This is a genomic window from Streptomyces sp. NPDC048275 (genome assembly GCF_040652275.1).
Taxonomy (GTDB): domain Bacteria; phylum Actinomycetota; class Actinomycetes; order Streptomycetales; family Streptomycetaceae; genus Streptomyces.
The window spans coordinates 1-25,805 of sequence record NZ_JBEZLR010000129.1 but is presented as its reverse complement, the minus strand read 5'-3'; the positions used below and the strand labels follow the sequence as shown (position 1 = coordinate 25,805).

Genomic DNA, 25,805 nt, shown 5'->3' with positions numbered 1-25,805 from the left:
GCGAGCGGCGAGCCGACCACGCTCGACGCCGTGAGCGCGCCCGACGCCGAAGGGCAGCCGCGCCGTGCCACGCGCCGGTTCCCGAAACTCACGCGCCCTCCGACCGTCCCTCCGGTCGTCCCTCCGGTCGTCCCTCCGTGGGCGGACGGGTGCCATGGTCCGACCGTGTGGCGTTGCGCGGTGCCGAAGGGGGGTGGAAGGCTGGATGTGGCACCGGCTCGGGGCACGCCCGGGAACCACCCGGTTCGCGAGGGGCGCGGCCTGTGCACAGTGGCCCGCGCGCCTGCCGTGGAGCACGGCGGGACCGGGTTCGCCCGCATCACCTGGAGGTACCCGTGGACAGCGCCGACGGATGGGGAGACGACGTCTACCAGCCCGACGGATCCGAGGTACAGGACGACGCGGGTCTGCTCGATGCCGAGGACACCCTGCTCACCGACGGCGTCGGTGACCCCCTCGACCGGGGCTGGTCTCCGCCGGAGCGGCCGTGGGCGGTGGAGGGGTACGGGGTGACGGCCACGGAACGTCGACAGGGCGAGACCCTGGACCAGCGCCTCGCGGAAGAACTGCCCGACATCGCCGAACCCGGCGGGGACGGCATCGGAGACTGCCAGGGCACCGACGGCGAGCCCCTGGACAACGAGGTCGGCGGCGCCCGCTCCGGCCGTCTCGTCGCCCCCGACGAAGGGGCGCACGAGGACGAGGAGAGCGGGCTGATCGCCACCGACGTGGGCATCGACGGCGCCGCGGCCTCGGCCGAGGAGGCCGCGATGCACATCGTCGACGAGGAAGAGGAGGGAGAGGTGAGAGAGGACACCCCGTCCGGCTGACCGGCCCCCACACCCTCAAGGAGGATCCATGCAGCAGGACAAGCAGCCCGACTACCACCCCGTCGTCTTCCGCGACCGTGCCGCCGGCTACGCCTTCCTCACCCGCTCCACCGCGACGAGCGACCGGACCATCGAGTGGGACGACGGCGAGACGTACCCGGTCGTCGACGTCGAGATCTCCTCGGAGAGCCACCCGTTCTACACGGGCAAGGCCCGGACCGTGGACTCGGAGGGCCGCATCGCCCAGTTCGAGAGGCGCTACGGAGGTGCGGGGCAGGAAGCCCCCGGAGACAAACCGGCGTAAGGGACCACGCCCGTCCACGTCCGTAGCCGCGCGGCGCGGCGGGCGGCGATCGACAACGGATCAGCCACGATCTCCGCCCCGCAACCGTCCTGTCCGACGCCGACGCCGTCGCCATCGCCATCGCCATCGCCATGTCATCCGATCGTGTGATGCCCTCGGCGTGACCGGTCTGGCACACAGCGCCCATGGGGACCCGCCGCGTGGAACGATGAGCCGGGAGGTGTACGTGGTGGACGGGCAGCCCCAGGAGATGCTCCAGGAGTGGCTGGAGACGAGTACCTATCCGGCGCGTGTTCGTGAGAACTACCATCGTTCCGCCGCACGTTGGCCGGCCCACTGCGTCGAACAGGGCCTCGGCTGGGACAGAGTCGGCCCGCAGCACATCGCACTGTGGGCCCACTAGCCCGGAGCGCCCCATAGGTCAACCGCGCAGAGCATCTCCGCAGTTCGCTCGTTCTACGCCTACGCGGTACGCCAGAACGCGATCCCGTACAACCCGGCTGCGCACGGCCCCCGGTTGACCAGTGCCGCGCAACTCACCCCGTCCCGTCTGGACCCCTGGCAGGCCGCTGTCCTCCTCGCCGCCTTCGACGAGCGCGGCCGGACCGACTCACCACAGCCTCACCTGGACCGCGTCTGCGGCTACCTCCAGGTCGGCCTCGGGCTTCGGTCCGCCGAGATCCTGCGCTTCACTCTCGACGACCTCGCCACGACCCGCGACATCGGCAGCGGCCCCGACATCCTGCGGCTGTACGACTCCCGCGGCCACCAGCGTTTCGTAGGGCTCCCTGAACTGATCCGTGGCGCCATCAACACATATCTCCCCCATCGGCGTCCTCCCCGTGACCACGCGCATGGTGGGCCACTCCTCACCAGCCGGGCAGGGATCAAGATCCCCCATCACTATCCGATCGACCTGCTCCGTAAGGTGGCCAAGGCGAGCGGGCTGCTGCGGATGCCTGACTCCCCCGTCGGCACGAGCGCCCCACAAGTCAGTCACCACTGAGCGGACCATCAGCCGCACAGCAGGGGGCGCCCGCACGGACACAGATCCGCGAATCGCCACGACGCACGCAGGCTCGGGCGTCCGCCACCAACTGCGACCACCCCACACGCGCAACCGCGAAGGGAAGGTGGTCACATCTTTGGAGTCCCTTACCTGGACGGCCTGTTCGGCGACCGCGACCTCCACGCAGTCGTCGCCCTGGCGCCGCCGTAACTGGACTTGAACCAGACGAGTTCCATCGCGCTCGCAGCTCTCCTCGCAGTCTGTCCAACAGACCTGAGGTTCTTTTCAACCTGCCGTACAACACGGGAAGTTGCACGCTCCGCCAGACCATCATGGCGGGGACACCGAACCGGGGCGTCGGCGACCGAGGGGCATCCTGCTGGATACCTGCCGTGCCTGCGCCCAACCTGCACGCCCCCGGCCCGGTCGAACTCGGTCGGTGCCGACCGCAGCCGGGCCGCGGCACGTGGACCACTCGATGACTACGCATGCCGCCGGGCGGAGGGGTACGACCGCTTCCGCGAGCTCTGTCTCACTCCGCCCAGGGCGTCTACACGGTCTCCGCCCATCAGGTGCCCCTCTGGGAGTCCGACTCCCTCAGCGACAACGCGAGGATGCGCGCCGAGCGCGAGCTGCCCGTCCCGGTGTCGGTGAGCCCGGGCGGGGTGATCTTCATGGGTGCCCACATCAAACTGGATCACCCAGGCAGCGTCTCCCCTCGGCTGCACTTCCACCACGACACCGGCGGCGGCTCGGGGAAGATCTGGATCGGATACCTGGGCCGACACCTGACCACCACGTTGTCGGTCTGCGGGAGGGGCACCGCAGCCCGAGTTCAGATGACGTTGAGCGCCGCCGCGCAGCCCACCCCGCCCAGCAGCATGAACACGGGCATCAGTACCTTGAGCTCGACCCAGCTGCCGGCCCGGAAGCGCATCGCCTTGGGCGGGCCGATCGGGTACCAGCGCTTGCGGCCGATGGGGATCGGCCACAGGACCGGGCACCCGGACACTGTCAGCGAGTCCCCGATGTCGTGTATCAGGGCGCCCAGGACGATCGGGAGCCCGAGCCACAGGTACTCCTGGCCCGGCGCGGTGAACAGCCAGTCCGAGCCATTGCCCGGTTTGTCCAGGACTCCGGCGAGGATCCAGGCGCTGGTCGCCGCCAGCAGCCAGACCAGGATGTCGCTGCTGGACCCACGGGCGGCTCGCCACAGCAGCCCCTCGATGGCCAGCACCATGTGTACAAAGAGGATGGCCAGGACCGCCCAGCGTCCGCCCGTGATCGCCAGGACCGAGGTGCCCGCGCCTATCAGCACCGCCCACAGCCAGGTGTGCGTCAGCGTGCGGTGGCCGCCGGAACGCCGCGGGTCGCCGGGCTTGCGGGTCGACTTGTAGACGGCGTACGAGAGCTTGTCGACGATCTCGCACAAGCCCCGTGAGACCGGTCCGAAGGCCCGCGAGATGGTCGCCGCCTTGTGGTCCAGGTCGGGGGCGAGCGCGGCACCGGCGCAGATCAGGGCGCCGACAAGGAGAACCGGCCAGGGCATGGTGTGACCGGCTGCGGCCGCCGCCGCACCGACGCCGAGCCAGGCAGCGGCTCCCGAGAGTGAGTGTGCTGGTCCCATCATGGCCGTTCCCCGCCCCATTCCTCTTGTACCGCTGTCCAGTTGCCCACGTACGTTGACGCTTCGCCGGTGCCACAGCGTAGCGTTCGTGATCTTCGGACAAGCATCCGATTCCCCCATCGAGACGGTTGGCAGGCAAGATGGGGGCGTGACCCTTATCGATCAGCTGCCGCAGACCGCAGATCCCGACGCCCTCTACGAAGCCTTCGAGTCGTGGGCCGGGGAACGCGGTCTCACGCTCTACCCCCACCAGGAGGAGGCGCTGATCGAGGTGGTCTCGGGTGCGAACGTGATCGTCTCGACGCCCACCGGCTCGGGCAAGAGCATGATCGCCGCGGGTGCGCACTTCGCGGCGCTCGCCCGTGACGAGGTCACTTTCTACACGGCACCGATCAAGGCGCTCGTCTCGGAGAAGTTCTTCGAGCTGTGCAAGATCTTCGGCACCGAGAACGTCGGCATGCTGACCGGCGACGCCTCCGTGAACGCTGACGCCCCCGTCATCTGCTGCACCGCCGAGGTGCTGGCGTCCATCGCGCTGCGCGACGGCAAGCACGCCGATGTCGGCCAGGTCGTGATGGACGAGTTCCACTTCTACGCGGAGGCCGACCGCGGCTGGGCGTGGCAGATCCCGATCCTGGAACTGCCGCAGGCGCAGTTCATCCTGATGTCGGCGACGCTCGGTGATGTCTCGATGTTCGAGAAGGACCTCACCCGGCGCACCGGCCGCCCCACGTCGGTGGTCCGCTCGGCAACCCGGCCGGTGCCCCTCTCCTACGAGTACGTGCTGACTCCGCTGACGGAGACGCTCACCGAACTGCTCGCGACCAAGCAGGCTCCGGTCTACATCGTCCACTTCACCCAGGCACAGGCCGTGGAGCGGGCGCAGGCTCTGATGAGCATCAACATGTGCACGCGGGAGGAGAAGGACCGGATCGCCGAGCTGATCGGCAACTTCCGCTTCACCACCAAGTTCGGCCAGAACCTCTCCCGGTACGTACGCCACGGCATCGGTGTGCACCACGCGGGCATGCTGCCGAAGTACCGACGGCTGGTGGAGAAGCTGGCCCAGGCCGGTCTCCTGAAGGTCATCTGCGGTACGGACACCCTCGGTGTCGGTGTCAACGTCCCCATCCGCACCGTGCTGTTCACGGCGTTGACGAAATACGACGGCAACCGGGTACGAACGCTCCGCGCGCGCGAATTCCACCAGATCGCCGGCCGTGCCGGGCGTGCGGGTTTCGATACAGCGGGCTTCGTCGTGGCGCAGGCGCCCGAGCACGTCATCGAGAACGAGAAGTCGCTCGCCAAGGCGGGCGACGACCCGAAGAAGCGCCGCAAGGTGGTGCGTAAGAAGGCTCCCGAGGGCTTCGTCGGCTGGACGGAGAACACTTTCGAGAAGCTCATCGCCTCCGAACCCGAGCCGCTCACCTCCCGCTTCCGGGTCACCCACACCATGCTCCTTTCGGTGATCGCCCGACCGGGGAACGCCTTCAAGGCGATGCGGCATCTGCTGGAGGACAACCACGAGCCGCGCAGGCAGCAGCTGCGGCACATCCGGCGGACGATCGCGATCTACCGCTCGCTCCTCGACGGCGGCATCGTCGAGAAGCTCGACGAGCCGGACGCCACGGGCCGCATCGTGCGACTCACCGTCGATCTGCAGCAGGACTTCGCGCTCAACCAGCCGCTGTCCACCTTCGCGCTCGCCGCGTTCGATCTCCTGGACCTCGAGTCCCCCTCGTACGCCCTGGACATGGTGTCCGTCGTGGAGTCCACGCTGGACGATCCACGGCAGATCCTCGCGGCCCAGCAGAACAAGGCGCGTGGCGAGGCCGTCGCCGCCATGAAGGCGGACGGCGTGGAGTACGAGGAGCGCATGGAGCGACTCCAGGACGTGACGTACCCCAAGCCGATGGAGGAACTGCTCTTCCACGCCTACAACACCTACCGCAAGAGCCATCCGTGGGTCGGCGACCATCCGTTGTCGCCGAAGTCCGTGATCCGTGACATGTACGAACGCGCCATGTCCTTCACCGAGTTCGTCTCCTTCTACGAGCTCGCCCGCACTGAGGGCATTGTCCTGCGCTACCTCGCCAGTGCCTACAAGGCCCTCGAACACACCGTCCCGGACGACCTCAAGTCCGAGGACCTGGAGGACCTGATCGCCTGGCTCGGCGAGATGGTGCGCCAGGTCGACTCCAGCCTCCTCGACGAGTGGGAGCAGCTCGCCAACCCCGAGGAGATGACAGCCGAGGAGGCGCAGGAGAAGGCCGACCAGGTCAAGCCGGTCACCTCGAACGCACGCGCCTTCCGCGTCCTGGTCCGCAACGCGATGTTCCGCCGGGTCGAGCTCGCGGCGCTCGACCACGTCGACGAGCTCGGCGAGATGGACGCCGACGCCGGCTGGGACGCCGATGCCTGGGGCGAGGCGATGGACAAGTACTGGGACGAGTACGAAGACCTCGGAACCGGTCCCGACGCCCGTGGTCCGAAGCTGCTGTCGATCGTGGAGGAGCCGCAGAACGGCCTGTGGCGCGTCCGTCAGACCTTCGCCGACCCGAACGGCGACCACGACTGGGGCATCAGCGCGGATGTCGATCTCACGGCCTCCGACGCGGAGGGCCGTGCCGTCGTCAAGGTCACCGACGTCGGCCAGTTGTAAGCACAGGAGAATCCCACCCATGACGAACCCAGCCGAGAGCCTCGTCGATCTGCTCGACCTGGAGCAGATCGAGGTCAACATCTTCCGAGGCCGCAGCCCGCAGGAGTCCCTGCAGCGCGTGTTCGGCGGCCAGGTGGCCGGCCAGGCCCTGGTCGCCGCCGGGCGCACCACGGAGGGCGACCGACCGGTGCACTCACTGCACGCGTACTTCCTGCGCCCGGGCATCCCGGGCGTGCCGATCGTGTACCAGGTCGAGCGGGTCCGTGACGGCAGGTCGTTCACGACCCGTCGTGTCACGGCCGTGCAGCAGGGCCGCACGATCTTCAATCTGACCGCCTCCTTTCACAAGCCTGAGGAAGGGAGCTTCGAGCACCAGCTGCCGCCGGCCCGCGAGGTCCCGGATCCCGAGTCGCTGCCGACGGTGTCGCAGGAGATCAAGGAGCATTTGGGCGCGCTCCCCGAGGCGCTGGAGCGCATGGCACGGCGCCAGCCGTTCGACATCCGGTATGTGGACGGGTTGCGCTGGACCCCCGAGGAGATCAAGGACGCTGAGCCGCGCAGCGCGGTATGGATGCGTGCTGTGGGGCCACTGGGTGATGACCCGCTCGTGCACACCTGCGCGCTCACCTACGCGAGCGATATGACCCTCCTTGACGCCGTCCGCATCCCGGTGGAACCGCTGTGGGGTCCGCGTGGCTTCGACATGGCCTCGCTGGACCACGCCATGTGGTTCCATCGGCCGTTCCGCGCAGACGAGTGGTTCCTGTATGACCAGGAGTCACCCATCGCGACGGGCGGACGCGGACTGGCCCGCGGGCGCATCTACGACGTGGAGGGACGCCTACTCGTTTCGGTCGTTCAGGAGGGGCTGTTTCGGGCGCTGTAGGGCCGGCCCGGCAGTCAGGCGTTTCTGCGGCGGCTCAGCCACCCGAGCAGCCTCCGTGGGCGCTCGGGCCGCTCGGCCACGGGCCGAGCCTCCGGGACTTCTGGCCCCGGCCGTGAGGCGACCGGCGGTGAGAGCACCAGTCGTGACGTCTCGGATGGTGACGCCTTCGGTGCCGGGCGCGGAGCAGGGCGGAGTTCCCGGGCTTCGGCGACGGCTTGGCCCAAGTCGGCCCGGAGCCAGCTGATCTCGTCGGGGTCCTCCGCCGTCATGATCCGCGAGGCGAGTTGCGCGGCGGGAGAATCGGGCGTGCCGTGGGAGGCTCGCTCGGGCCGGAAGCGGTTCAGATAGGCGCGTTCGTACGGATCCCTGACGATCTCCGCCACCTGAAGGGCGTCGAGCAGGGAGGCCACGGCCGCGGCCCGTGCCCAGGGGTCCTCCGTCTGCCGCAGCAGGAAACCCATGTGCCGTCCCCGCCAGTTGCGGGGGCGGAGGTCCAGGCCGGTCTCCAGTTGATCGCGGAGTCCCTCAGGCGTACGGCCGCTCAGCACCGCGGCGTTCCGCTCGTCGGCCGCGAACTGACGCAGCTCCTCGACCAGGTACAGCCAGACCACGGCCCGATAGCGATTCAGATAGAAGGTCACAGGCACCACCAGACCCAAGCGCGCGAGCCGCGTGAACCGGGCAGTCGTCACGTCCATGAGCGCGGCGCCCTGCGTGGTACCGACGGCCTTGACACGCTCGCGCAGTGCCTCGGGAAAGCCGTCCTCGGACCGCACCCGGTCGATCTCCGCACGGGCGACCCGGCGTCCTCCACCTCCTTCATCGGGCACCGTACGGACGCACCCGAGCTGCACAGCGAGGTCGAACTCCCGGCGCTTGAGCTCGAGTTCTCGCGCGGCACGGCTGAGCGACGACGTGGCGGACTGCGTGATGGTGTTGCCGGACATGGCGGCTCTCCCCCGTGGAGTGAGGTGCTCGCGCTGGCATGCGCTTGCTTCGAGAAAAACCGTAGCCGGTTCGGCGGATCTCGCGGCGAGCCTGTGGATAACTCTGGCCGCATCGACATATCAGCAGGTCAGAGATCTACAGTGGGTGTGCGCTCGGGCTGCCGTGCGTCCACGCCGAGGTGCTCGCCGACTCGATTCACGAGCAAAGTCATCTCGTAGGCGACCTGGCCGATGTCGGCTTCCGCGGCGCTGAGGACGCACAGACAGCTGCCGGCGCCCGCCGCGGTGACGAAAAGCACCGCGTCGTCGAACTCGATCATCGTCTGGCGCACTTGGCCCGCGCCGAAGTGGCGTCCGGAGCCCTTGGCCAGACTGTGCAGACCCGCCGAGACCGCGGCGAGGTGTTCGGCGTCCTCACGCCGAAGTCCTGTGCTCACGCCCGTCACCAGCCCGTCGTTGGACAGCACCAACGCGTGCCGGACGTGTTCGACGCGCTCGGTGAGGTCGTCCAGTAGCCAGCTGAGTCCCGTGTTCTGCGCCATGGTCCGTCTCCCCGTTTCGTCACTCCCCCGGCCGGAGGATTCGACCAGCCAGCCTTCCCCACAGCTGCCGCCCGGGCAAGGAGGATGGGGACATGGCACAGAAGATGACCGACGAGCAATGGCGGGCCTTCGTCTCGCACGGCACCCGCACCGGAAAGTTGTCGACCGTTCGGGCCGACGGGAGTCCGCATGTGACGCCGATCTGGTTTCTGCTGGACGGGGACGACGTGGTTTTCAACACCGCGAAGGAGAGTGTCAAGGGACGGAATCTGGCCCGCGACGGCCGAGTCGCCCTCTGCGTGGACGAGGACCGGCCGCCGTTCGACTTCGTGGTGCTGGAGGGCCGGGCCGAACTGTCGGAGAAACTTGACGAGTTGCGTCACTGGGCCGCTCGGATCGGCGCCCGCTATATGGGCGAGGACCGCGCGGAGGAGTTCGGGAAACGCAACGGGGTTCCTGGCGAACTTCTCGTCCGCGTAAGGATCGAGAAGGTTCTGGCCTACTCCGCCGTGGCGGATTAGATCCCTGTGGAGGGCTCCGCCGGGAGATTCTCGGCGGCCTCAGCCGACGGAGTCGAGCAGCCGGGCGGTGTGCACCCGCCCGGCATACTCCACGAGCCGGATCAGCACCTCCTTGCCGGAGTCGCGATCACGGGCGTCGCAGAGGACCACGGGTGTCCCCTGGTCGAGGTCGAGTGCGCGGGACACGTCCTGGGCACCGTAGGCGCGGGCACCCGTGAAGCAGTTGACGGCCACCACGAACGGGATGTGCCGATGCTCGAAGTAGTCCACCGCTGGGAAGCAGTCCTCGAGACGCCGGGTGTCCGCAAGGACGACGGCGCCGAGCGCGCCTTGCGACAGCTCGTCCCACAGGAACCAGAACCGGTCCTGGCCCGGCGTGCCGAAGAGGTAGAGGGAAAGCCCGGACCGGATGGTGATGCGCCCGAAGTCCATCGCGACGGTTGTCGTGACCTTCTGATCCACGCCGTCTGTGTCGTCCACCGTCTGGCCCGCCTCGCTCAGCAGTTCCTCGGTGCGCAGCGGCCTGATCTCGCTGACCGCGCCCACCAGGGTGGTCTTGCCCACGCCGAACCCGCCGGCGACCAGTATCTTCAACGCCAGGGCGGTCGTCTCGCCATCCGCGGCGTCGGAGTTTTCGGAGACCATCGATCACTTCTCTCGGGTGAACGGAATGGTGCGGATGCTCGGAGTCAGCATCATGGCAACTGCGGCTCCTGTTTGAGGCATTGGACTACTATTTGACCGTTGCGACCGACTCGCGCCCGTTTGATGTCTGGATATATCCACGACGCGGTGCAGGACGAGCCGACGTGGTTCATCTAGAGCGCCCTCAATCCCTCGATCACCTCGCGGAGGATGCGCTCGTCGGGCAACTGCGCGGGCGGCACCGGGAGGCTGACGGTGACGCAGCCCAGTTCCAGAAGGTCGCCGAGCAGCACTCTGACCACACCCACCGGCAGATCCGCGCCCGCGGCGAGTTCGGCCAATGATTGTGTCTCGATACGGCACAGGTCGATGAGGGTCCGGTGTTCCGGCCCGAGCAAGGTGTCGTCGTCGACTCCGGGTGCGCCTTTGTCGAGGGTGACCAGCGCGATCAGGTCGAAGCGCACCCCTGTGGGGCCTGGTTTGGTGCGACCGCCCGTCATCGCGTAGGGGCGGACGAGCGGTCCCGCCTCGCTGTCGTACCACTGGCTGCCCGGCATGTCCTCGGTCATCTGCACCGACCGCCCGCGGTCATCCGGCGGCGGGCGGCTGCGCGGCTGCGCGCGGCGCCGCGTAGAGGTGCTCGCCGACACGTTTGACCAGCCGCGCCATCTCGTACGCCACCAAGCCGATGTCAGCAGTGACGCTGGTGAGGACGGCGAGGCACGAGCCGTCGCCCGCGGCTGCCACGAACAGGAAGCCGTCGTCCATCTCCACCATCGTCTGGCGCACGCCTCCGGCACCGAAGTGGCGACCGGCCCCCTTGGCCAGGCTGTGGAAGCCGGACGCGACGGCGGCCAGGTGTTCGGCGTCCTCTCGCCTCAGGCCGGTTGACGCGCCCACCGCGAGTCCGTCGTTGGACAGCACCACCGCGTGCCGCACTTCGGCGACGCGCAGCACCAAGTCGTCCAGCAGCCAGTCGAGTTCGCCGGACCGCTGGTCGGCCCTCGTGCTCGGGTCCTGGATCATGCGGGGTCTCCTTCGCTGCTGTCGCGGCCCGCCTCGGGACCGGGGGTGGCGCCGAGACCGGGTGCTTTGCCGCCGCCGCGTGTCCAGCCGGCGCGATAGGCCGCCATACGGTCCCGTACGAGTTCGGGGGTGCGCTCGTCGTCGCCTTGGGGGCCCGCGGCTTGTGCCGGCTCCTCGGGCCGCTGTTCTCGCAGTTGGGGTGCGAGGTTCGCCTGCCGCACGCGCCGTGGGAGGTCGTCGGACTCTTCGGAGCCGTCCGCAGACCGGTGCAGCCGCAAGGTGGTGACTCCAGGTGGCGGGGGTTCGGGTGAGCCGTTCGCTGAGGATTCGACAGCGGTGTGCAGAGGAGGCACCAGGGCGGGTCGCTCGGTGGGTGCCTGGACGGAGTCCTGTTCCGTGGCGGCCGACACGCGCGCGTACTCGCGTTCCGTGGGCTTTCCGTTGTCGTTCTGGGGGGAGCGTTCCGCCGCACCCCCGTGCAGCAGCGCCGTGGGCAGCAGAACGACCGCGGTGGTGCCGCCGTAGGGCGAGGTCCGCAAGTGCACCTTGATGCCGTGCCGGGCCGCGAGCCTGCTGACCACGAAGAGGCCGAGCCGGTCGCTGTCGAACAGGTCGAGCGCCTCGGACTGTTCGATGCGCCGGTTGGCCTCGTCGAGTGTCTCCTTGCCCATGCCGAGTCCTCGGTCCTCGACCTCCACGGCGTAGCCGTTGCCGACCGGCTCGCCGGAGATCCGCACGCGGGTGTGCGGCGGCGAGAACTGGGCGGCGTTCTCGATGATTTCGGCGAGGAGGTGGGTCAGGTCGGCCACCGCGGCACCCACGACGGACGCCTCGGGGAGCTGTCGCACCTCCACGCGCGCGTAGTCCTCGACTTCGGACACGGCGGCGCGGACCACGTTCGTCAGGGAGACAGGCATGCGCCAGGCCCGGCCGGGTGCGGCGCCGGAGAGGATGATGAGACTCTCCGCGTGGCGCCGCATGCGGGTGGTGAGGTGGTCGAGCCGGAAGAGGTCGCTCAGCTCGTTCGGGTCCTCGGACCGGCGCTCCATGCTGTCCAACAGGTTCAGTTGTCGGTGCACGAGCACCTGGCTGCGTCGGGCGAGGTTGACGAAGACCCCGGAGATTCCGCTGGCGAGCTCCGCGCGTTCGACGGCGGCGCGCAGGGCGGCTCGGTGCACGGTGCCGAGGGCCTCTGCGACCTGTCCGGCCTCGTCCTCCGAGGGCGGCCCGGGCGGGGCCTCGGCACGGACGTCGATCTCCTCTCCCGCGCGCAGCCTGCGCATGGCTTCGGGGAGTTTGCGTCGGGCGATCTCGAGGGCACTGTTGCGTAGGCTCACCAGCTCGACGACAAGGCCGCGTCCAATGCGTACGGAGATGACGAGCGACGCGGCGACGGCGGCGAGACCGAGCAGCACGGCGGCGCCGGCGGGTGTCAGCAGACCGCGGGTCAACGGGTCGGCCCGGTCCGCGACACCGCGGCCCGCCTTCGCCTCGATCGTGCGCATTTCGTCCTGCACACGCGCGTGGGCCGTACTCCAGTCTGCTTCCGGTGCGGCGGCGATCGCCTTGGCGCCGGGCTGGGACGCGAGCACCTTGTCCTCGACAGCGTGTACGTCGGCGTACGCGCTCCCCTCCACGAGGTGGCGCCAGGCGTCTCGTTCGGGGCCGCGCAGGTCCGCAGCGGCGGCGTCGGTCAGGGTGCGCCGGGTGTTGACCGCCCCGGTGAACAGCCGCAGTCGCTCTCCGTCGAGGGTGTGCGCGAGGCGGGCGCCGACCAGTACCGCGTCCTCCTGAGCGAGTGCCTCCCCCGCCCGGGAGAATTCGAGCAGCACGCGCGCGTCGGAGCCCAGATCGGCGTCCTGGATGCCGGTGAGCGCGCCGCCCACCGCGAAGGCCGTCGAAATGGTCTTGGTGTACTGCCCATAGGCCACGTCCCATCCGGTGCGGCGGTCCAGGACGGCGGTTCGCAGGGTCCGTAGTTGCTCGGCTCCGGTGACGAAGGCGTCCAGACGCCCGGCCACTCCGGCGGGCAGGTCGGCGCCGTCGGCAACGGTGTTATTGCGGTCGCCCAGGCGCAGCTTCGCCACCGCGCGGTCGGTGCGCCCCGCCAGCGTCTTCAAGTCGCTCTGTTGCCCGGCGGCCGGGTCGGTCGCATAGCGGACAGCTGCAGCACGTTCGGTCTGCAGTGCGGCGACGGCGGCGTCGACCGGGGCACGGACCGTGGAGTCCACGCGCTGCAGTTGCCGCAGCCGCGCGACGTCCTGGGCGGTGGTCACCGTGGCGTACGCCCACAGGGCGAGCAGGGAGACGACAGGCACCATCAGAAGGCAGACGATCTTGGCCCGCACGGTGCGGGGGCGGATGCGCCATCGTCCCGCGCGCGTGGGGGTCTGCGGCATCTCCGTGGAGTACTCGTCGAGGTCGGCGTGCTCGTCGGCAGGCGGGCCCGCGTGTGCGCGGCGACCGCGCACGGGAGGCTGGGGCGGCGGCTCGGCGCCGGCTCTGGGGGTCCTACGGGGTGTACGCATGGCCTCCTCGCTCGGAATGGATCGGGGGCGTGCCTTCCGGGCCGTCGTGGCTCCCGGCCCGCCGCTAGCGGGCAACGCTCTCGACCGGTCGCTGGGCCGATGCGGATGCCTCGCGCTCGTCGGCTGTCGGCGACAGCGCGACGAACGCCGATGTCAGGAACAGATAGGACCCGAGGCCGACAGCGAGGGGGAAGATGAACTGCATCGCCGTGGCCCCGGGCAGGGCCTCGCCGGAGGGGCTGACGCGCACGCTCACCGCCATCATTCCGGTGTAGTGCATGCTGCTCACGGCTCCTCCCATGACGAGGGAGGCGAGGGCGACCGCCACGGGTGACTTGATGTTGAGGGCCGCCCACAGGGCCGCGGTCGCCGCGACCACGGCGATCACGACGGAGAGCCCGACGAGCATCGGGTCGTATCGCACGCCGCCGTGCAGCCGCAGCGCGGCCATGCCCAGATAGTGCATGCTCGCGACGCCGAGCCCGGTGGTGAGTCCCCCGAGGACGAGCGCGCGGCCCCGGTCGCGGCCGTAGCCGACGGCGAAGACGCCCGCGCCGACGACGACCATGGCGACGAGCAGGCTGAGGATGGTCAGCGGCACGTTGTAGCGCATTTCCGTACCGCCGACACTGAAGCCGAGCATCGCCACGAAGTGCATCGTCCAGATACCGGTGCCGATCGCGGAGGCGGCGGTGAGGAGCCAGTTGCGACGCGAGCGTCCTGTGGCGCCGAGGGCGCGGACGGTGCAGCGCAGCCCCAGGGCGGCGCCTATACAGGCCATCACGTACGACAGCACGGGTGTCAGCCAGCCGAAGGCGGCGTGGTCCAGGTGTCCCATGGCTCAGGGACGCTAGTCCGGGCAGGGGCGCGCAAAGGGGGCGCATTTCGAAAGGTGTTGAAATATGACACGGAGAGGTACATGAACGATCGCGTCACGCTCGAACGTGTGCACCGCGTCGTACTTCGTGTCCGGTGAGGGATCATGCGGAACATGAGCGACGACCACACACACGTCCAGGAGTTCTTCGCGGCGCGCGCGGCCGGCTGGGACACCCGGTTCCCCGACGACGGGCCGGCCTACGCGGCCGCGGTCGCCGAACTCGGCTTGCGCGAGGGCGACCGCGTGCTCGACGCCGGCTGCGGCACCGGGCGCGCCCTGCCGCCGCTGCGCGCGGCCGTGGGGCTCTCCGGAGTGGTCGTCGGGGTCGATCTGACCCCGGCCATGCTGGAGGCCGCAGTACGGGCCGGACGGAACCACGACGGGCAGTTGCTGCTCGCCGACGTCACCCGGCTGCCGCTCCGCACGGAGTCACTGAACGCCGTCTTCGGAGCGGGCCTGATCGCGCATCTGCCCCACCCCGCCGCGAATCTGCGGGAGTTGGCACGGGTGGTGCGGCCCGGTGGCACGCTGGCGCTGTTCCACCCGATCGGCCGGGCTGCGCTCGCGGCACGTCAGGGCCGCCGGATCACGCCGGACGATCTGCGCGCAGAGGCCGGCCTCGGTCCCCTGCTGGCCGGTTCCGGATGGGACATGACGTCATACATCGACGAGGACGCCCGCTTCCTGGCGCTGGCCGTACGCCAAGGCTGAATCCGGGGCTTCAGGCCTCGCCCGCGACCTCGGCCGCGAAGGCATCGGGGTTGTCGAACATGACGTTGTGACCCGCACCGGGCACGATCACCATCCGCACCCCGGCGGCCTCCAGTCCCTCTCTGCCTGCGGGCTCCCCGCTCAGCTCGCCCTGGAGGTACACGCGGTCCATCGTCAGCTCCTCGAGCATCTGGCGCATCGTCGGGTGCGTGCCGCGTGCGAGCCCGGTGGCGGTGCGGTGCAGCGCGCGTGGATCGGCGAGTCGCATGGTGGCCGCCCATGAGGGGCCGACCTTGTCGAGCACGCGCGCGTGGCCGCCGTTTTCGACGTAGTCCTCCTCCTCATAGGAGGCGATGCCGCTGCTTCCCGCCCTGGCCGGAGGGTACGGGTCGAGATTCGCTTCCGTGAGGACCAGCCTGGACACGAGGTCGGGCCGCCGGTGGGCGAGCACGATGGCGACAGTGCCTCCCATGCTGTGCGCGACGAGCTCCGCCCCCGTGACATCGGCTTCGTCCAGCGCGGCCGCCAGGGCGTCGGCGTGCTCCTCCAGGGAGTAGCCGAAATTCTCGGGCCGGTCGCTGATGCCGTGACCGGGCAGGTCGACGAACAAGGTGCGGCGGCCGACCAGTCCGGGCCGGGCCGCGATGTGGGCGTGGTAGACCGTCGACGCCGACCCCAGGCCATGCACAAAAACCCGCGCGGGTTCAGCACCCGCCGCCTGCGTCCAGCGGATGCAGCTGCCCTCTTCGTCGAACTCGGCCTGCTTCATGGCGCTCCCCCTTCGTGTCGCTTCATCGCCTCTTATGCCTCCAGGAGGATACATCGACAACGAGGTATAGAGGAAGAGAGGTATAGAGGAAGAGATGTACAGCGGCATGCGGCAGAATGCGAAGCATGTTGGAACTGGCCATCCTCGGTTTTCTGCACGACTCGCCTCTGCACGGCTACGAGCTGCGCAAGCGCATCACCGCGCTGACCGGGCATGTGAAGCCCGTCGCCGAGAGCACGCTGTATCCCGCGATCAAGCGGCTGGAGAAGGCTGACCTGCTGGCGCGGGAGACCCAGCCCGGCTCCGTGGCCGCCCCTCGCCATGTCCTCTCGCTCACCGAGGAAGGCAGACGCGAGTTGCTCCGCCGACTCACCGGGCCCGCGCAGCGCGACATCACCGACGAGAACCGCTGGTTCACGGTGCTCGCCTTCCTCAGACACCTGGATGATCCGGCAGCGCAGGCCTCGGTACTGCGCCGTCGGCTCGCCTTCCTCGAGGAACCCGCGAGCTTCTTCTACGAAGGTGACCGGCCACTGCGCGCCGAGGAATTGGACGATCCCTTCCGACGCGGCATCCTCACCATCGCGCGGGCCACAAGCCGAGCCGAGCTGTCCTGGCTGCGGGACACCATCGACTCACTCGACGGGAGTGGCCGGTGAGACCGCGTTCGACTCGCTCGCAAGGCTTCACCGCGCAGTCCCTCTTCTACCGCCGCAGCTTCAACTCTACGTTGAGTAGGAACAGATGAACGGTCAGCGATGGCAACCGCGCAGGGGGAAGGTGGCCCAATGTCCGGTACGTTCGGCAGACTCCGAAAAATGTGGCTCCAGAGAACAGCCGAGCGATTCGAGGCGCAGCGGACCGCGAAGCAACGCCCGGAGAAACGTGCGCACAACCTGTTCGAGGCGGCTGCGGCGTATGTGTCGGCGTGCGCGGAGGATGATCAGGAGCAGATCGACGAGGCCGCGGCCTGGGTGTCGCCGGAGGCGTTGTCGTTCGGGGTGAACGAGTTGGCCTGCCGTGCCGTCATCGCCCTGGCGCGAGAGCGCGACGAGTCGCCCCGGACGGTGGCGCGGACACTGCTCGGACTGCCCGTCGCCTGACCCCGGTGGGCCGTGGTGGTCGTTTCGTCCCTGTCCAACCCGACAACTACGGCTCCGCGTGTGCTTGGGGCTCGTGACAAGCGCCTTCCGGTCGCATTAAGGTGCGCCGACGAACGTAGCGATGGGGAGGCTGGGATGGCCGGGACGGACGATGACGCCGTCGCCACCGGGGACGACGACGCACTGTATGTGCTGACGGCGGTGCTGCTGACGCCCGCGAAGTTCCCCAGCGTGCTGGGAGACGACTACCCGGAGGCCTGCGCGGCGCTCGACCTGGCGCCCCTGGCCGACGGGTACGGTCTCGTGCTCGGCCAGGACGGCGACGGTGCGCGGTGGACGGTCGTCGTCGACGACGTCTCACTGGTCGCCGTCGCCATCGCCTCCTGGGACTGCGGCATGGAGCACGAGCTGTCGCCGGACGAGCGTTCGGTCGTCTCCGCGCTGCCCGGCTGGCCCTTGGCGGTCGCCGTCGCCGCTCCTGGGGTGCCGGCCCCGCACGACCCCGGACCCGAGCTCATGGAGCGGCCCCCGCTCAGCCCTCCGGACACCACCACCTGGGGACCGGCCCAACGGCGCCTCGGTGCCGACGAGATCGCACTGCAGTGGGCGACCTGGCGGGAGCAGATCGACAACGCAGACTTCGTCAGGTCGGACGACAAGGTTCAGGCCGAGGACGCCCCTCAGGACGACACCGGGAGCGGCGACGAGCCCCTGAGCGGTGTCCGCCGGGTGCTCGCGGAGGCCCAGTCCTACGTGGACACGCCACCGCCGCTCGGCCGGGTCCGCTCGTCCTTCGCCACGGGCGACGCTCGGACCCTGCGCGCAGACGGCCCCGGCTGGTCCATGGTCGCCCGGACAGACGACATTGCGTTCGTCCTCCTCGACGAGGAACCCGGAGAGGTCCTGCCCGTCGGCCGCGGACCCGCACTGCCAGGCCTCCTGGAGGCCCTCGACAAGATGGCCGTACGCCCCAGCTGAGCGACCGCGCCACGCCGGATACCGGTGGCTCGGACCACTGTCAGAGGCTCGCGTACGGGTCGACGAGGAGGGCGTCCGTTGCCGGTCGTCGTCGCGGACCGGCGCTCCGCCGCGCAGAGGATTTCCGCGGGGCGCGGCAGCCGCCCGCGGACCGTACCGTCGGCAGGCCCGCGAACGGCGATGTGGCCGTCTCCTGAAGGCCGATCGGAGACGCACCGGCTCGGCTACGCCTCAGCGGCCTATTTCCTTGCGGGTGACGCGGCGCAGCCTGCGCCGCTGCGAGGGGTCCAGCGCCAGATACGCGGCCGCCGGGACTCCCAGCACAATCAAGAAGGCGGCCCACCAGGGCAGCCAGTACAACAGGACGAGGCCGACCGCCACACCTCCTGCGGCGATCTTCGCGTTCTTCGACATGTGTCGCCTCCTTCGCGGCTGCTGCCGCTCTCTGCCCTGAAAACGGGTCCGCGCTCCGCACGGTTCCGGAGCGCGACCCTGAGTCATCCCTGAGACGCGCCCCTACTTACCCCTGAGAGCCGTCGTGGCTACTCGGCCCTGAGGGGCTCGCCGACCTCGTACATGTGGCGCAGGGCCTGCCGGTAGGAGTCGACGAGCCCGGTTTCCGCGTAGGGGATACCCAATTCTTGGCAGTGTGCGCGCACCAAGGGCTGGGCCAGTTTCAGATGGGGTCGGGGCATGCTCGGGAACAGGTGGTGCTCGATCTGGTAGTTGAGGCCGCCGAGGAACCAGTCGGTGAGCACGGCACCGCGAATGTTGCGCGATGTGAGCACCTGGCGGTGCAGATGACTCCAACGCTCGCCGTCCGGGTCGGGCATCTCCATGCCCTTGTGGTTGGGTGCGAAGGCCATGCCCAGGTGCAGGCCGAACAGTGCTTGGTGCACCGCGGCGAAGGCGAGGGCCTTGCCGGGAGACAGGGAGGTGACCAGCAAAGTCGCGTACGCGACGACGTGAGCCACCAACAGCAGGGCCTCCACCGCCCGCTCTCGGGGCGCCTGCCGACGCAGGTCCTGGAAGCCGTGGAACTTCAGCGCCACGCCTTCCAGGAGGGTGAGCGGGAAGAACAGCCAGGCCTGGTTGCGGGTGAGCCAGCGCCGGAAGCCGACCCGGTCCCTGGCCTGCTCGCCGGTGAAGACCAGGACGTCGGTGACGACGTCGGGATCCTTGTCGATGTGGTTCGGATTGGCGTGGTGGCGGTTGTGCTTGTCGTTCCACCAGGCGTAGCTCATTCCCAGGAGCAGGTTGCCGTGGATCAGGCCGATCACGCGGCCGATCGCCTTGGTGCCGGTGATCTGGGAGTGGCCGGCATCGTGGCCTATGAAAGCCGTCCGGGCCGAGAACAGCGCGAGCAGGGGGGCGAGGAGCAGGGCCCACCAGGAGTTGCCGATCAGGACGACGCCCGTCACGACAGTGGCCAGGGCCAGCGCGTTCATGCTGATCGCGAACGCGTACCAGCCGCGGCGCCGGTCCAGTAGACCCTGACTCCTGACGGTGCGCAGGAGAGGTGCGAACTCGCTTCCGGGGGTCTGCCCCACGATCGTCCCTGGAGGGTGTTCCGTGACGGCTGCGGCGGTCTGGGGCATGGCGGGTCTCCGGTCTCTCAAGGAACGGGCTGACCTGATGAAACGTACGAATCAGTGACCCTCGGCGACCATGACGCCACCACCCGTGCGCGTACTGAGGCACACCCCGCCCCTCAAGGGGGGCTAGGTACACCCTTGAATCGAGGTGAGTCACCTCACGGCACGGGCGTCCCTGCCAGTCCCGCGGAGTGCTGTAACCTCGACCACCCCCGGTAGTCAAATTTGAGGAATGCGCCATCGTCGTGCAGAGAATTCCTGCGGCAACGCCCGCCGAGATCTCCGAACTGGCCCGCTGCTGTGCCGTGTTCGTACCGGCAGATCCGTCTCGCACCGGCAGCGTCGCCTTCTGGCAGCCCGACGGCGATGCCCCTCCCGCGGTGACGTCCGGTTCCGTCGAGGACCTGACCGTGGTGCTGCCCGCAGGCGACGGTGTCGAACTCGTGACCGTGCCTGCCGCCCTCCTCCCTGTGCGCGCCGCTCTGCCGGTCCTCACACGCGCGCGCGGCGCCGCGCAGGCGCACCGGGCGACCGCTTTCTGGGGCGCGGCCGCCATGCTCGCCCTCCAACTCGCCGCGCGTGGACTGCTGCTGCCGGGACTGACCGACGACGACCACGACGCCTGGCGGGCGGGTCCGCTGCGCGCCGACGACCTGGAGCGGATCCGCGAGTTCGCCGCCGCGATGCCGCCCGAGGCACACGCGGTACCGGTGGACGGCGCGGAGCCGCTGCGCATGCCCGAACCGGAGCGATTGCTGCGCGCCTTCCTCGACGCGGTCGCCGACGCGTTGCCCCGCTCCCCCGCCGCCTCGCTCGCCGCGACCGGTCCAGCCTTCGCGGCGCAGGAACCGCACTCTGTGCCCGAGCAGCGCGCCTGGGCCGCCGACGTCGCCGCGGGGCACGACACGGGCGTACGGATCTCGCTGCGCGTCGAGGTGCCGGGGCTGGCGTCGGTCCTGCCGTACGAGACGCGGCTGCCGTTTCGCGGGGTGCTGCAGGTACACAGCGTGAGCGATCCGGGTCTTGTCGCGGATGCCTCCGCCGTTTGGGCCGGTTCGGCCACATTCGGCCCGCGCGCGCGGATGGACGTTCTGCTGGCCCTGCGCCGCGCGGCCCGCGTCTGGCCGCCGCTCACGCCGCTGCTCTCGGCGACGGTGCCGGATGCCGTCGAACTCGCCGACGAGGAGGTCACCGAACTCCTCGGCCAAGGCACCCGCCAGCTGGCGTCCGCCGGCGTCGACGTGCACTGGCCGAAGGAGTTGGCTCGCAAGGTGACCGCCCGGGCCGTCATCGGCCCGCCGGACGGCGAGCGGGGGCCGGACAAGGTCGCGTCGGACACGCCGTCGTTCCTGTCAGTGGACACGCTGCTGTCCTTCAACTGGCGGTTCGCGCTGGGCGATCAGCAGCTCACGCGCCAAGAGCTGGACCAACTCGCCGAGGCGAACCGCCCCATGGTTCGGCTGCGCGACCAATGGGTCCTCGTCGACGCGCAGGAGGTACGCCGCGCCAGGGCGCAGCAGGACCGCAAGGTCACGCCCATCGACGCGCTGAGCGCCGCTCTGACGGGCTCCACGGAGGTCGACGGCCGCCAAGTCGACGTACAGCCCACGGGGTGGCTGGCGACGCTGCGGGAGCGCCTCACAGACCCGGAGGGACAGGAGCCGGTGGGGCAGCCCGCCGCGCTCACCGCGACGCTGCGGGACTACCAGGTGCGTGGCCTCGACTGGTTGGCCCGGATGACCTCCTTGGGACTGGGCGGCTGCCTGGCCGACGACATGGGCCTGGGTAAAACAATCACGCTGATCTCCCTGCATCTGCACCGACAGACCGACGAGTCGACCGCGGGTCCCACACTCGTGGTCTGTCCGGCGTCTTTGATGGGCAACTGGCAGCGAGAGATCGAGAAGTTCGCGCCCGGCACGCCGGTGCGCCGCTTCCATGGCGGTCGGCGCAGCCTGGAGGGCCTGGCGGACGGGGAGTTCGTGCTCACCACGTACGGCACGATGCGGCTCGACGCACCACGGCTCGGCGAAGTGCCGTGGGGCTTGACCGTCGCGGACGAGGCCCAGCATGTGAAGAACCCCTACTCGGCGACGGCACGCGCCCTGCGCACCGTCGGTGCACGCGCGCGCGTGGCGCTCACCGGCACCCCGGTGGAGAACAGCCTCTCGGAACTGTGGGCGATCCTCGACTGGACGACGCCGGGCCTGCTCGGGAGTCTCGGCGCCTTCCGGACGCGGTACGCGCAGGCCATCGAGGGTGGTCAGGATCCCGCGGCGGCCGAGCGGCTCACGCGGCTGGTGCGACCGTTCCTGCTGCGGCGCCGCAAGTCGGATCCCGGGATCGCGCCCGAACTGCCGCCGAAGACCGAGACCGACCGAGCCGTGTCGCTCACCAAGGAGCAGACAGGTCTGTACGAGGCGATGGTGCGCGAGACCCTCGCGGAGATCTCGGGCGCGGACAGCATGGCGCGGCGCGGCCTGATCGTGAAGCTGCTCACCGGGCTGAAGCAGATCTGCAACCACCCGGCACAGTTCCTCAAGGAGGATCGGCCGAAGATCCCGGGCAGGTCCGGGAAGCTGGAACTGCTGGACGAACTGCTCGACACCATCCTCTCCGAGGGAGCGAGTGTTCTGGTTTTCACCCAGTACGTGCGGATGGCACGCCTCATCGAGCGCCATTTGGCGGCGCGCGGAGTGTCGACGCAGTTCCTGCACGGAGGGACGCCCGTCAGCGAGCGCGAGGCGATGGTGGAGCGCTTCCAGGAGGGCGAAATTCCCGTCTTCTTGTTGTCGTTGAAGGCCGCGGGCACGGGGCTGAACCTGACGCGGGCCGAGCATGTCGTGCACTACGACCGCTGGTGGAACCCCGCGGTCGAGGCGCAGGCCACGGACCGCGCGTATCGCATCGGTCAGAGTCGGCCCGTGCAGGTGCACCGGCTGATCGCCGAGGGAACCATCGAGGACCGCATCGCGGAGATGCTGCGGCGCAAGCAGCAGTTGGCCGACGCGGTCCTCGGCGCCGGTGAGGCGGCGCTCACGGAGCTGACCGATGCCGAACTGGCCGACCTGGTGGAGCTGCGAGGGAGCGCACGATGACGGATCGGAACGAGGAGTACACGTTCGCGGCGCTGCCACCCGCGCACGGTCGGGGCTTCGCGCGGACGTGGTGGGGCCAGGCTTGGTTGAAGGCGCTGGAGGACGCTGCGCTGGACTCGGAACAGGTGCGGACGGGACGCCGACTCGCGCGCGCGGGGGCGGTGGGAGCCGTGTCGGTGCGTCCGGGGCGCATCACGGCAGTCGTCCACAACCGCGACCGCACCGCGCACCGTGCGGACGTACTGCTTCAGGAGCTGTCCGAGGAGCAGTGGGACCGCTTCTTGGACATGGCCGTCGAGCGGGCCGGGCACGTCGCGGCGCTGCTCGACCGAGACATGCCGCCGCATCTGGTCGAGGACGCGGCGGCTGCGGGTGTCGAACTACTGCCGGGTCTCGGTGACTTGGAAGCCGAGTGCGAATGCGGGGCCTGGGACCACTGCGGGCACACCGCCGCGCTCTGTTATCAGATGGCTCGGCTGCTGGACCAGGATCCGTTCGCCCTGCTGCTGATGCGCGGGCGTGCCGAGCGCGTGCTGCTGGACGAGCTGCACCTGCGCAGCACCGCGACCGCGCAGGACCCGCTGGGAGCGCCGGACCCCCCTCAGGAAGGCGTGGATGCCGCCGAGGCGTACGCGGTCGGAGCCATCCTGCCGCCCCTGCCCTCCCTTCCGGCACTGCCCGAGCGACCCGGCCTGCCGCCCTCCCTGGACACCGAGGCCGCGCCCGCACCCGGCGTCGACCCGTCCGCCGTGGAGTTCCTGGCCGCCGCGGCTGCGACAGCGGCGTACCGGCTGCTCGCCGAGGCACTCCAGCCCGGTCATGGACAGCGCACGGTAGAGGCAGAGTTGACGCTCGCACAGGACGCGGTCCGGCTTGCGGCGGCGGGCCCGGAGCGTGCGATAGCCGAGCGGCTCGCCGACGGGTCCGGGCGCGACCGGCAGGAACTGGCGCTCGCCGTGCGCGCCTGGCACTACGGGGGTGCCGTCGCGCTGTCCGTCCTCGAGGACGAGTGGACCGTGCAGGCCGAAGCACTGGCACGCGCGCGTGCCGCTCTGAAGTCGGCCTGGGAGGAGGACGAGCGGCCGCGGTTGCGCGCCGCCCGCAACCGCTGGACCGTGGTCGACAAGCCGACCCAGCTGCGCCTGGGACGGGACGGGCGATGGTGGCCGTACCGCAAGGAACGGGGCCGTTGGACGCCCGCGGGACCGGCGGTCGGGGATCCGGCCACGGCTCTCGCCACAGCGGAGGGAGACCCGAGCGGCGACCCGATCAATGGCTGACGCCTCAGGTTCACCTTGAGGTCGCGCGACGTTCGGCGCAGGGGCTGACTCTGGCCGCTGTCAATGAATTTGTCGCCCAGGAGGCCCGATGTCCCCGCATGCCGTCGGCAGGCGCCGCATCCACCGATCCGTCGCCGCGGGCGTACCGCTCGCGATGCTGGCCGCCTTCGTGGCGGTCGGCGACGCGAGCGCACAGGGCAACCCGTCACTGCCGCGGGTGACGCGCACCGCGACACTCGGCGACATCTCTCTGGGCACGTTCAGCAACACCCTGCTGTCCGGCACTGTGGCCGACGACCGAGGCGTGGACCTCGGTGGGATCGGCAGCGACATCTACCCGGCCGAGCGCAAGGGCGAGTTCTGGACGGTCACCGACCGGGGGCCCAACGGGCAGATCAAGGTAAACGGCACCAAGCGCCGTACGTTCCCGGTGCCAGGCTTCGACCCGGCGATCGTGAAGATCCGGGTGTCCGGTGACACGGTGAAGGTACTGGACGCGATCCCCATCACCACGTCCGCCGGGAAGCCGGTCACCGGACTGTCCAACCAGGCGGGGCGCGACGAGGCGCCGTACTCCTATGCCGCGCAGACCCCGCTCACGTACAACCCGAACGGTGTGGACACCGAGGGCATCGTGCGGTCGGCGGACGGCAGTTTCTGGCTCGTCGACGAGTACGGGCCCTCGCTGGTCCATGTCTCCGCGCGCGGGAAGGTCCTTACGCGTTATGTACCCAAGGGGCTGAACCTCACCGGGGCGGACTACCCCGTGGTCGAGGCGCTGCCCGCCGTCCTGCTGCACCGGAAGATCAATCGCGGCTTCGAAGGACTCGCCCAACTGCCGGGCGGTGACCTGGTGATGGCCGTTCAGAGCCCGCTCTCGCTGCCGGACGGCGACGCGGGAGACGCCTCGCGCACGACGCGGCTGCTGCGCTTCTCCCCGAAGAAGCGGGCCGTCACCGCCGAGTACGCCTACCGGTTCGACCCGGTGAACGTGGTCGACCCGAGCGAGGACGACACGTCCGAACTGAAGATCTCCTCCGTGGTGGCCGTCGGCCGTGACCGGCTGCTCGTGGAGGAACGCACGGACAAAGCGGCCCGGGTGCACTTGGTGAAGCTCACACGGAGCGCGGACATCCTGGGCGGCCCGTGGGACACCGACACGACGTCTCCCTCCCTGGAACAGCTCGACGATCCGGCGGCCTCCGGCGTCCCGGTGCTGGGCAAGCGTCTGGTCGTGGACCTGGGGACGGTCGCGGGGGTGCCGGGCAAGATCGAGGGCATCGCGCGCGTGGACCACGGCACACTCGCCCTCATCAATGACAACGACTTCGGGATGACCGACGGGACGGACGCGTTCGACGCACAGGGTCGGCTGGTCGACAGCGATATCGAGACGACGGTCACGTACGTGCGGCTGCCGCGCGGGATCTGACCCCGGAGCTCTTTTCGTACGGCACGCGTGCGTGCGCCGCGAACGGCGGCCACGCGCGCGTGCCGGTCACGTCAGGGGCTGGGTGAGCTCGTGGGTGCCACCGCCGATGTCCGCGGCCAGGCTGCAGGCGACCTTGTCGATGCCTGTCTCGTAGCCACCGGAGTCCGGGTACTGCACCAGGGTGCCGCGCACGGTGCCCGCGGACTGGTGAGCGGCCTTGCGCTCGAGGGGCGCTTTGCACAGAGCCGACGCGGCAGTCCTGAGAGCGGCGTCCGTCGTGTAACCGCCGTTGAGCTCCGCCACCTTCACGACTTCGGCGTGGGGGGGGGGGGGGGGCCCCCCGCCCCCCCCCCCACCCCACCCCCCCCCCCCCGCGGGGGATGGATAGAGCCGAAAAAAGAAAGAAATATAAACAAAAAAAAAATAAGAGAT

At 69.6% G+C, this 25,805-nt stretch carries 26 protein-coding genes and 1 pseudogene; 14 read left to right on the top strand and 13 right to left on the bottom strand.

Features of this window, described 5'->3' with window-relative positions; translation table 11 throughout:
* The first annotated feature begins 335 nt into the window (after window positions 1-335).
* The 4 genes from AB0D57_RS42675 to AB0D57_RS42660 all read left to right on the top strand — a co-directional run bounded on the left by AB0D57_RS42675 (window position 336) and on the right by AB0D57_RS42660 (window position 2,140).
* Window positions 336-830 carry a DUF5709 domain-containing protein gene (locus AB0D57_RS42675; protein WP_362086896.1) on the top strand — a complete coding sequence of 165 codons (495 nt, stop codon included), beginning with the start codon at window positions 336-338 and terminating at the stop codon, window positions 828-830.
* A 28-nt stretch (window positions 831-858) separates the two neighbouring features.
* On the top strand, window positions 859-1,134 hold the full coding sequence (locus AB0D57_RS42670; protein ID WP_362086893.1) for a type B 50S ribosomal protein L31: 276 nt from the start codon (window positions 859-861) through the stop codon (window positions 1,132-1,134).
* A gap of 208 nt (window positions 1,135-1,342) precedes the next feature.
* Entirely contained in the window at window positions 1,343-1,537 is a 195-nt protein-coding gene (locus AB0D57_RS42665) for a hypothetical protein (RefSeq protein WP_362086890.1), read from the top strand.
* A gap of 114 nt (window positions 1,538-1,651) precedes the next feature.
* Complete coding sequence (locus tag AB0D57_RS42660; RefSeq protein ID WP_362086887.1) at window positions 1,652-2,140, top strand: hypothetical protein; 489 nt, start codon at window positions 1,652-1,654, stop codon at window positions 2,138-2,140.
* 85 nt (window positions 2,141-2,225) lie between these two features.
* Here AB0D57_RS42660 and AB0D57_RS42655 read toward each other — a convergent pair.
* A pseudogene (locus tag AB0D57_RS42655) lies at window positions 2,226-2,379 on the bottom strand (DUF397 domain-containing protein); the annotation flags it as partial.
* 599 nt (window positions 2,380-2,978) lie between these two features.
* Window positions 2,979-3,773, bottom strand: a complete 795-nt coding sequence (locus AB0D57_RS42650) for a metal-dependent hydrolase (protein WP_362086884.1) — start codon at window positions 3,771-3,773, stop codon at window positions 2,979-2,981.
* A 145-nt stretch (window positions 3,774-3,918) separates the two neighbouring features.
* Between AB0D57_RS42650 and AB0D57_RS42645 the strand changes: the two genes are divergently transcribed.
* A complete protein-coding gene (locus AB0D57_RS42645) occupies window positions 3,919-6,432 on the top strand; it encodes a DUF3516 domain-containing protein (RefSeq protein WP_362086881.1) in 2,514 nt (837 codons plus the stop codon).
* A 19-nt stretch (window positions 6,433-6,451) separates the two neighbouring features.
* Window positions 6,452-7,318, top strand: coding sequence for an acyl-CoA thioesterase II (locus AB0D57_RS42640; protein WP_362086878.1), 867 nt, complete (start codon window positions 6,452-6,454; stop codon window positions 7,316-7,318).
* A 14-nt stretch (window positions 7,319-7,332) separates the two neighbouring features.
* Here the strand turns inward: AB0D57_RS42640 and AB0D57_RS42635 are convergent, their stop codons facing one another.
* Window positions 7,333-8,265 (bottom strand): DUF6397 family protein, encoded by a 933-nt coding sequence (locus tag AB0D57_RS42635; RefSeq protein WP_362086875.1) that lies wholly within the window; start codon window positions 8,263-8,265, stop codon window positions 7,333-7,335.
* 128 nt (window positions 8,266-8,393) lie between these two features.
* Window positions 8,394-8,807: a roadblock/LC7 domain-containing protein gene (locus tag AB0D57_RS42630; RefSeq protein WP_362086872.1), complete on the bottom strand. Its 414-nt coding sequence runs from the start codon at window positions 8,805-8,807 to the stop codon at window positions 8,394-8,396.
* A 92-nt stretch (window positions 8,808-8,899) separates the two neighbouring features.
* Between AB0D57_RS42630 and AB0D57_RS42625 the strand changes: the two genes are divergently transcribed.
* Window positions 8,900-9,328, top strand: coding sequence for a PPOX class F420-dependent oxidoreductase (locus AB0D57_RS42625; protein ID WP_362086869.1), 429 nt, complete (start codon window positions 8,900-8,902; stop codon window positions 9,326-9,328).
* Window positions 9,329-9,367: 39 nt separating this feature from the next.
* Here the strand turns inward: AB0D57_RS42625 and AB0D57_RS42620 are convergent, their stop codons facing one another.
* From AB0D57_RS42620 to AB0D57_RS42600, 5 genes are all read right to left on the bottom strand, one after another.
* A complete protein-coding gene (locus AB0D57_RS42620; RefSeq protein WP_362086867.1) occupies window positions 9,368-9,973 on the bottom strand; it encodes an ATP/GTP-binding protein in 606 nt (201 codons plus the stop codon).
* A 173-nt stretch (window positions 9,974-10,146) separates the two neighbouring features.
* Window positions 10,147-10,542: a DUF742 domain-containing protein gene (locus AB0D57_RS42615; protein ID WP_362086864.1), complete on the bottom strand. Its 396-nt coding sequence runs from the start codon at window positions 10,540-10,542 to the stop codon at window positions 10,147-10,149.
* A gap of 19 nt (window positions 10,543-10,561) precedes the next feature.
* Window positions 10,562-10,999 carry a roadblock/LC7 domain-containing protein gene (locus AB0D57_RS42610; protein ID WP_362086861.1) on the bottom strand — a complete coding sequence of 146 codons (438 nt, stop codon included), beginning with the start codon at window positions 10,997-10,999 and terminating at the stop codon, window positions 10,562-10,564.
* Complete coding sequence (locus AB0D57_RS42605) at window positions 10,996-13,527, bottom strand: sensor histidine kinase (protein WP_362086858.1); 2,532 nt, start codon at window positions 13,525-13,527, stop codon at window positions 10,996-10,998. Before AB0D57_RS42605 ends, AB0D57_RS42610 begins: the two co-directional genes overlap by 4 nt.
* 64 nt (window positions 13,528-13,591) lie before the next feature.
* Window positions 13,592-14,365 carry an MHYT domain-containing protein gene (locus AB0D57_RS42600; protein WP_362086855.1) on the bottom strand — a complete coding sequence of 258 codons (774 nt, stop codon included), beginning with the start codon at window positions 14,363-14,365 and terminating at the stop codon, window positions 13,592-13,594.
* 144 nt (window positions 14,366-14,509) lie between these two features.
* On the opposite strand from AB0D57_RS42600, the gene AB0D57_RS42595 reads away from it, so the two are divergent.
* Window positions 14,510-15,118: a class I SAM-dependent methyltransferase gene (locus tag AB0D57_RS42595; RefSeq protein ID WP_362086852.1), complete on the top strand. Its 609-nt coding sequence runs from the start codon at window positions 14,510-14,512 to the stop codon at window positions 15,116-15,118.
* Window positions 15,119-15,128: 10 nt separating this feature from the next.
* On the opposite strand, the gene AB0D57_RS42590 is transcribed toward AB0D57_RS42595, so the two are convergent.
* A complete protein-coding gene (locus tag AB0D57_RS42590) occupies window positions 15,129-15,887 on the bottom strand; it encodes an alpha/beta hydrolase (RefSeq protein WP_362086849.1) in 759 nt (252 codons plus the stop codon).
* A 125-nt stretch (window positions 15,888-16,012) separates the two neighbouring features.
* Between AB0D57_RS42590 and AB0D57_RS42585 the strand changes: the two genes are divergently transcribed.
* The 3 genes from AB0D57_RS42585 to AB0D57_RS42575 all read left to right on the top strand — a co-directional run bounded on the left by AB0D57_RS42585 (window position 16,013) and on the right by AB0D57_RS42575 (window position 17,968).
* Window positions 16,013-16,546 carry a PadR family transcriptional regulator gene (locus AB0D57_RS42585; RefSeq protein WP_362086846.1) on the top strand — a complete coding sequence of 178 codons (534 nt, stop codon included), beginning with the start codon at window positions 16,013-16,015 and terminating at the stop codon, window positions 16,544-16,546.
* Window positions 16,547-16,705: 159 nt separating this feature from the next.
* A complete protein-coding gene (locus AB0D57_RS42580; protein ID WP_362086843.1) occupies window positions 16,706-16,990 on the top strand; it encodes a hypothetical protein in 285 nt (94 codons plus the stop codon).
* Between the two features lie 135 nt (window positions 16,991-17,125).
* Window positions 17,126-17,968, top strand: coding sequence for a hypothetical protein (locus tag AB0D57_RS42575; RefSeq protein ID WP_362086840.1), 843 nt, complete (start codon window positions 17,126-17,128; stop codon window positions 17,966-17,968).
* A gap of 231 nt (window positions 17,969-18,199) precedes the next feature.
* On the opposite strand, the gene AB0D57_RS42570 is transcribed toward AB0D57_RS42575, so the two are convergent.
* Entirely contained in the window at window positions 18,200-18,382 is a 183-nt protein-coding gene (locus AB0D57_RS42570; RefSeq protein ID WP_362086837.1) for a hypothetical protein, read from the bottom strand.
* 128 nt (window positions 18,383-18,510) lie between these two features.
* Window positions 18,511-19,566 carry an acyl-CoA desaturase gene (locus AB0D57_RS42565; RefSeq protein WP_362086834.1) on the bottom strand — a complete coding sequence of 352 codons (1,056 nt, stop codon included), beginning with the start codon at window positions 19,564-19,566 and terminating at the stop codon, window positions 18,511-18,513.
* 242 nt (window positions 19,567-19,808) lie between these two features.
* Between AB0D57_RS42565 and AB0D57_RS42560 the strand changes: the two genes are divergently transcribed.
* The 3 genes from AB0D57_RS42560 to AB0D57_RS42550 all read left to right on the top strand — a co-directional run bounded on the left by AB0D57_RS42560 (window position 19,809) and on the right by AB0D57_RS42550 (window position 25,373).
* Window positions 19,809-22,661 (top strand): DEAD/DEAH box helicase, encoded by a 2,853-nt coding sequence (locus AB0D57_RS42560; protein WP_362086831.1) that lies wholly within the window; start codon window positions 19,809-19,811, stop codon window positions 22,659-22,661.
* On the top strand, window positions 22,658-23,941 hold the full coding sequence (locus AB0D57_RS42555) for an SWF or SNF family helicase (protein WP_362086828.1): 1,284 nt from the start codon (window positions 22,658-22,660) through the stop codon (window positions 23,939-23,941). The genes AB0D57_RS42560 and AB0D57_RS42555 overlap by 4 nt, the downstream gene beginning before the upstream one ends.
* Before the next feature lie 88 nt (window positions 23,942-24,029).
* A complete protein-coding gene (locus AB0D57_RS42550) occupies window positions 24,030-25,373 on the top strand; it encodes an esterase-like activity of phytase family protein (RefSeq protein WP_362086825.1) in 1,344 nt (447 codons plus the stop codon).
* A gap of 66 nt (window positions 25,374-25,439) precedes the next feature.
* Here the strand turns inward: AB0D57_RS42550 and AB0D57_RS42545 are convergent, their stop codons facing one another.
* Window positions 25,440-25,682 carry a hypothetical protein gene (locus AB0D57_RS42545; protein ID WP_362086822.1) on the bottom strand — a complete coding sequence of 81 codons (243 nt, stop codon included), beginning with the start codon at window positions 25,680-25,682 and terminating at the stop codon, window positions 25,440-25,442.
* Between the last annotated feature and the right edge of the window lie 123 nt (window positions 25,683-25,805).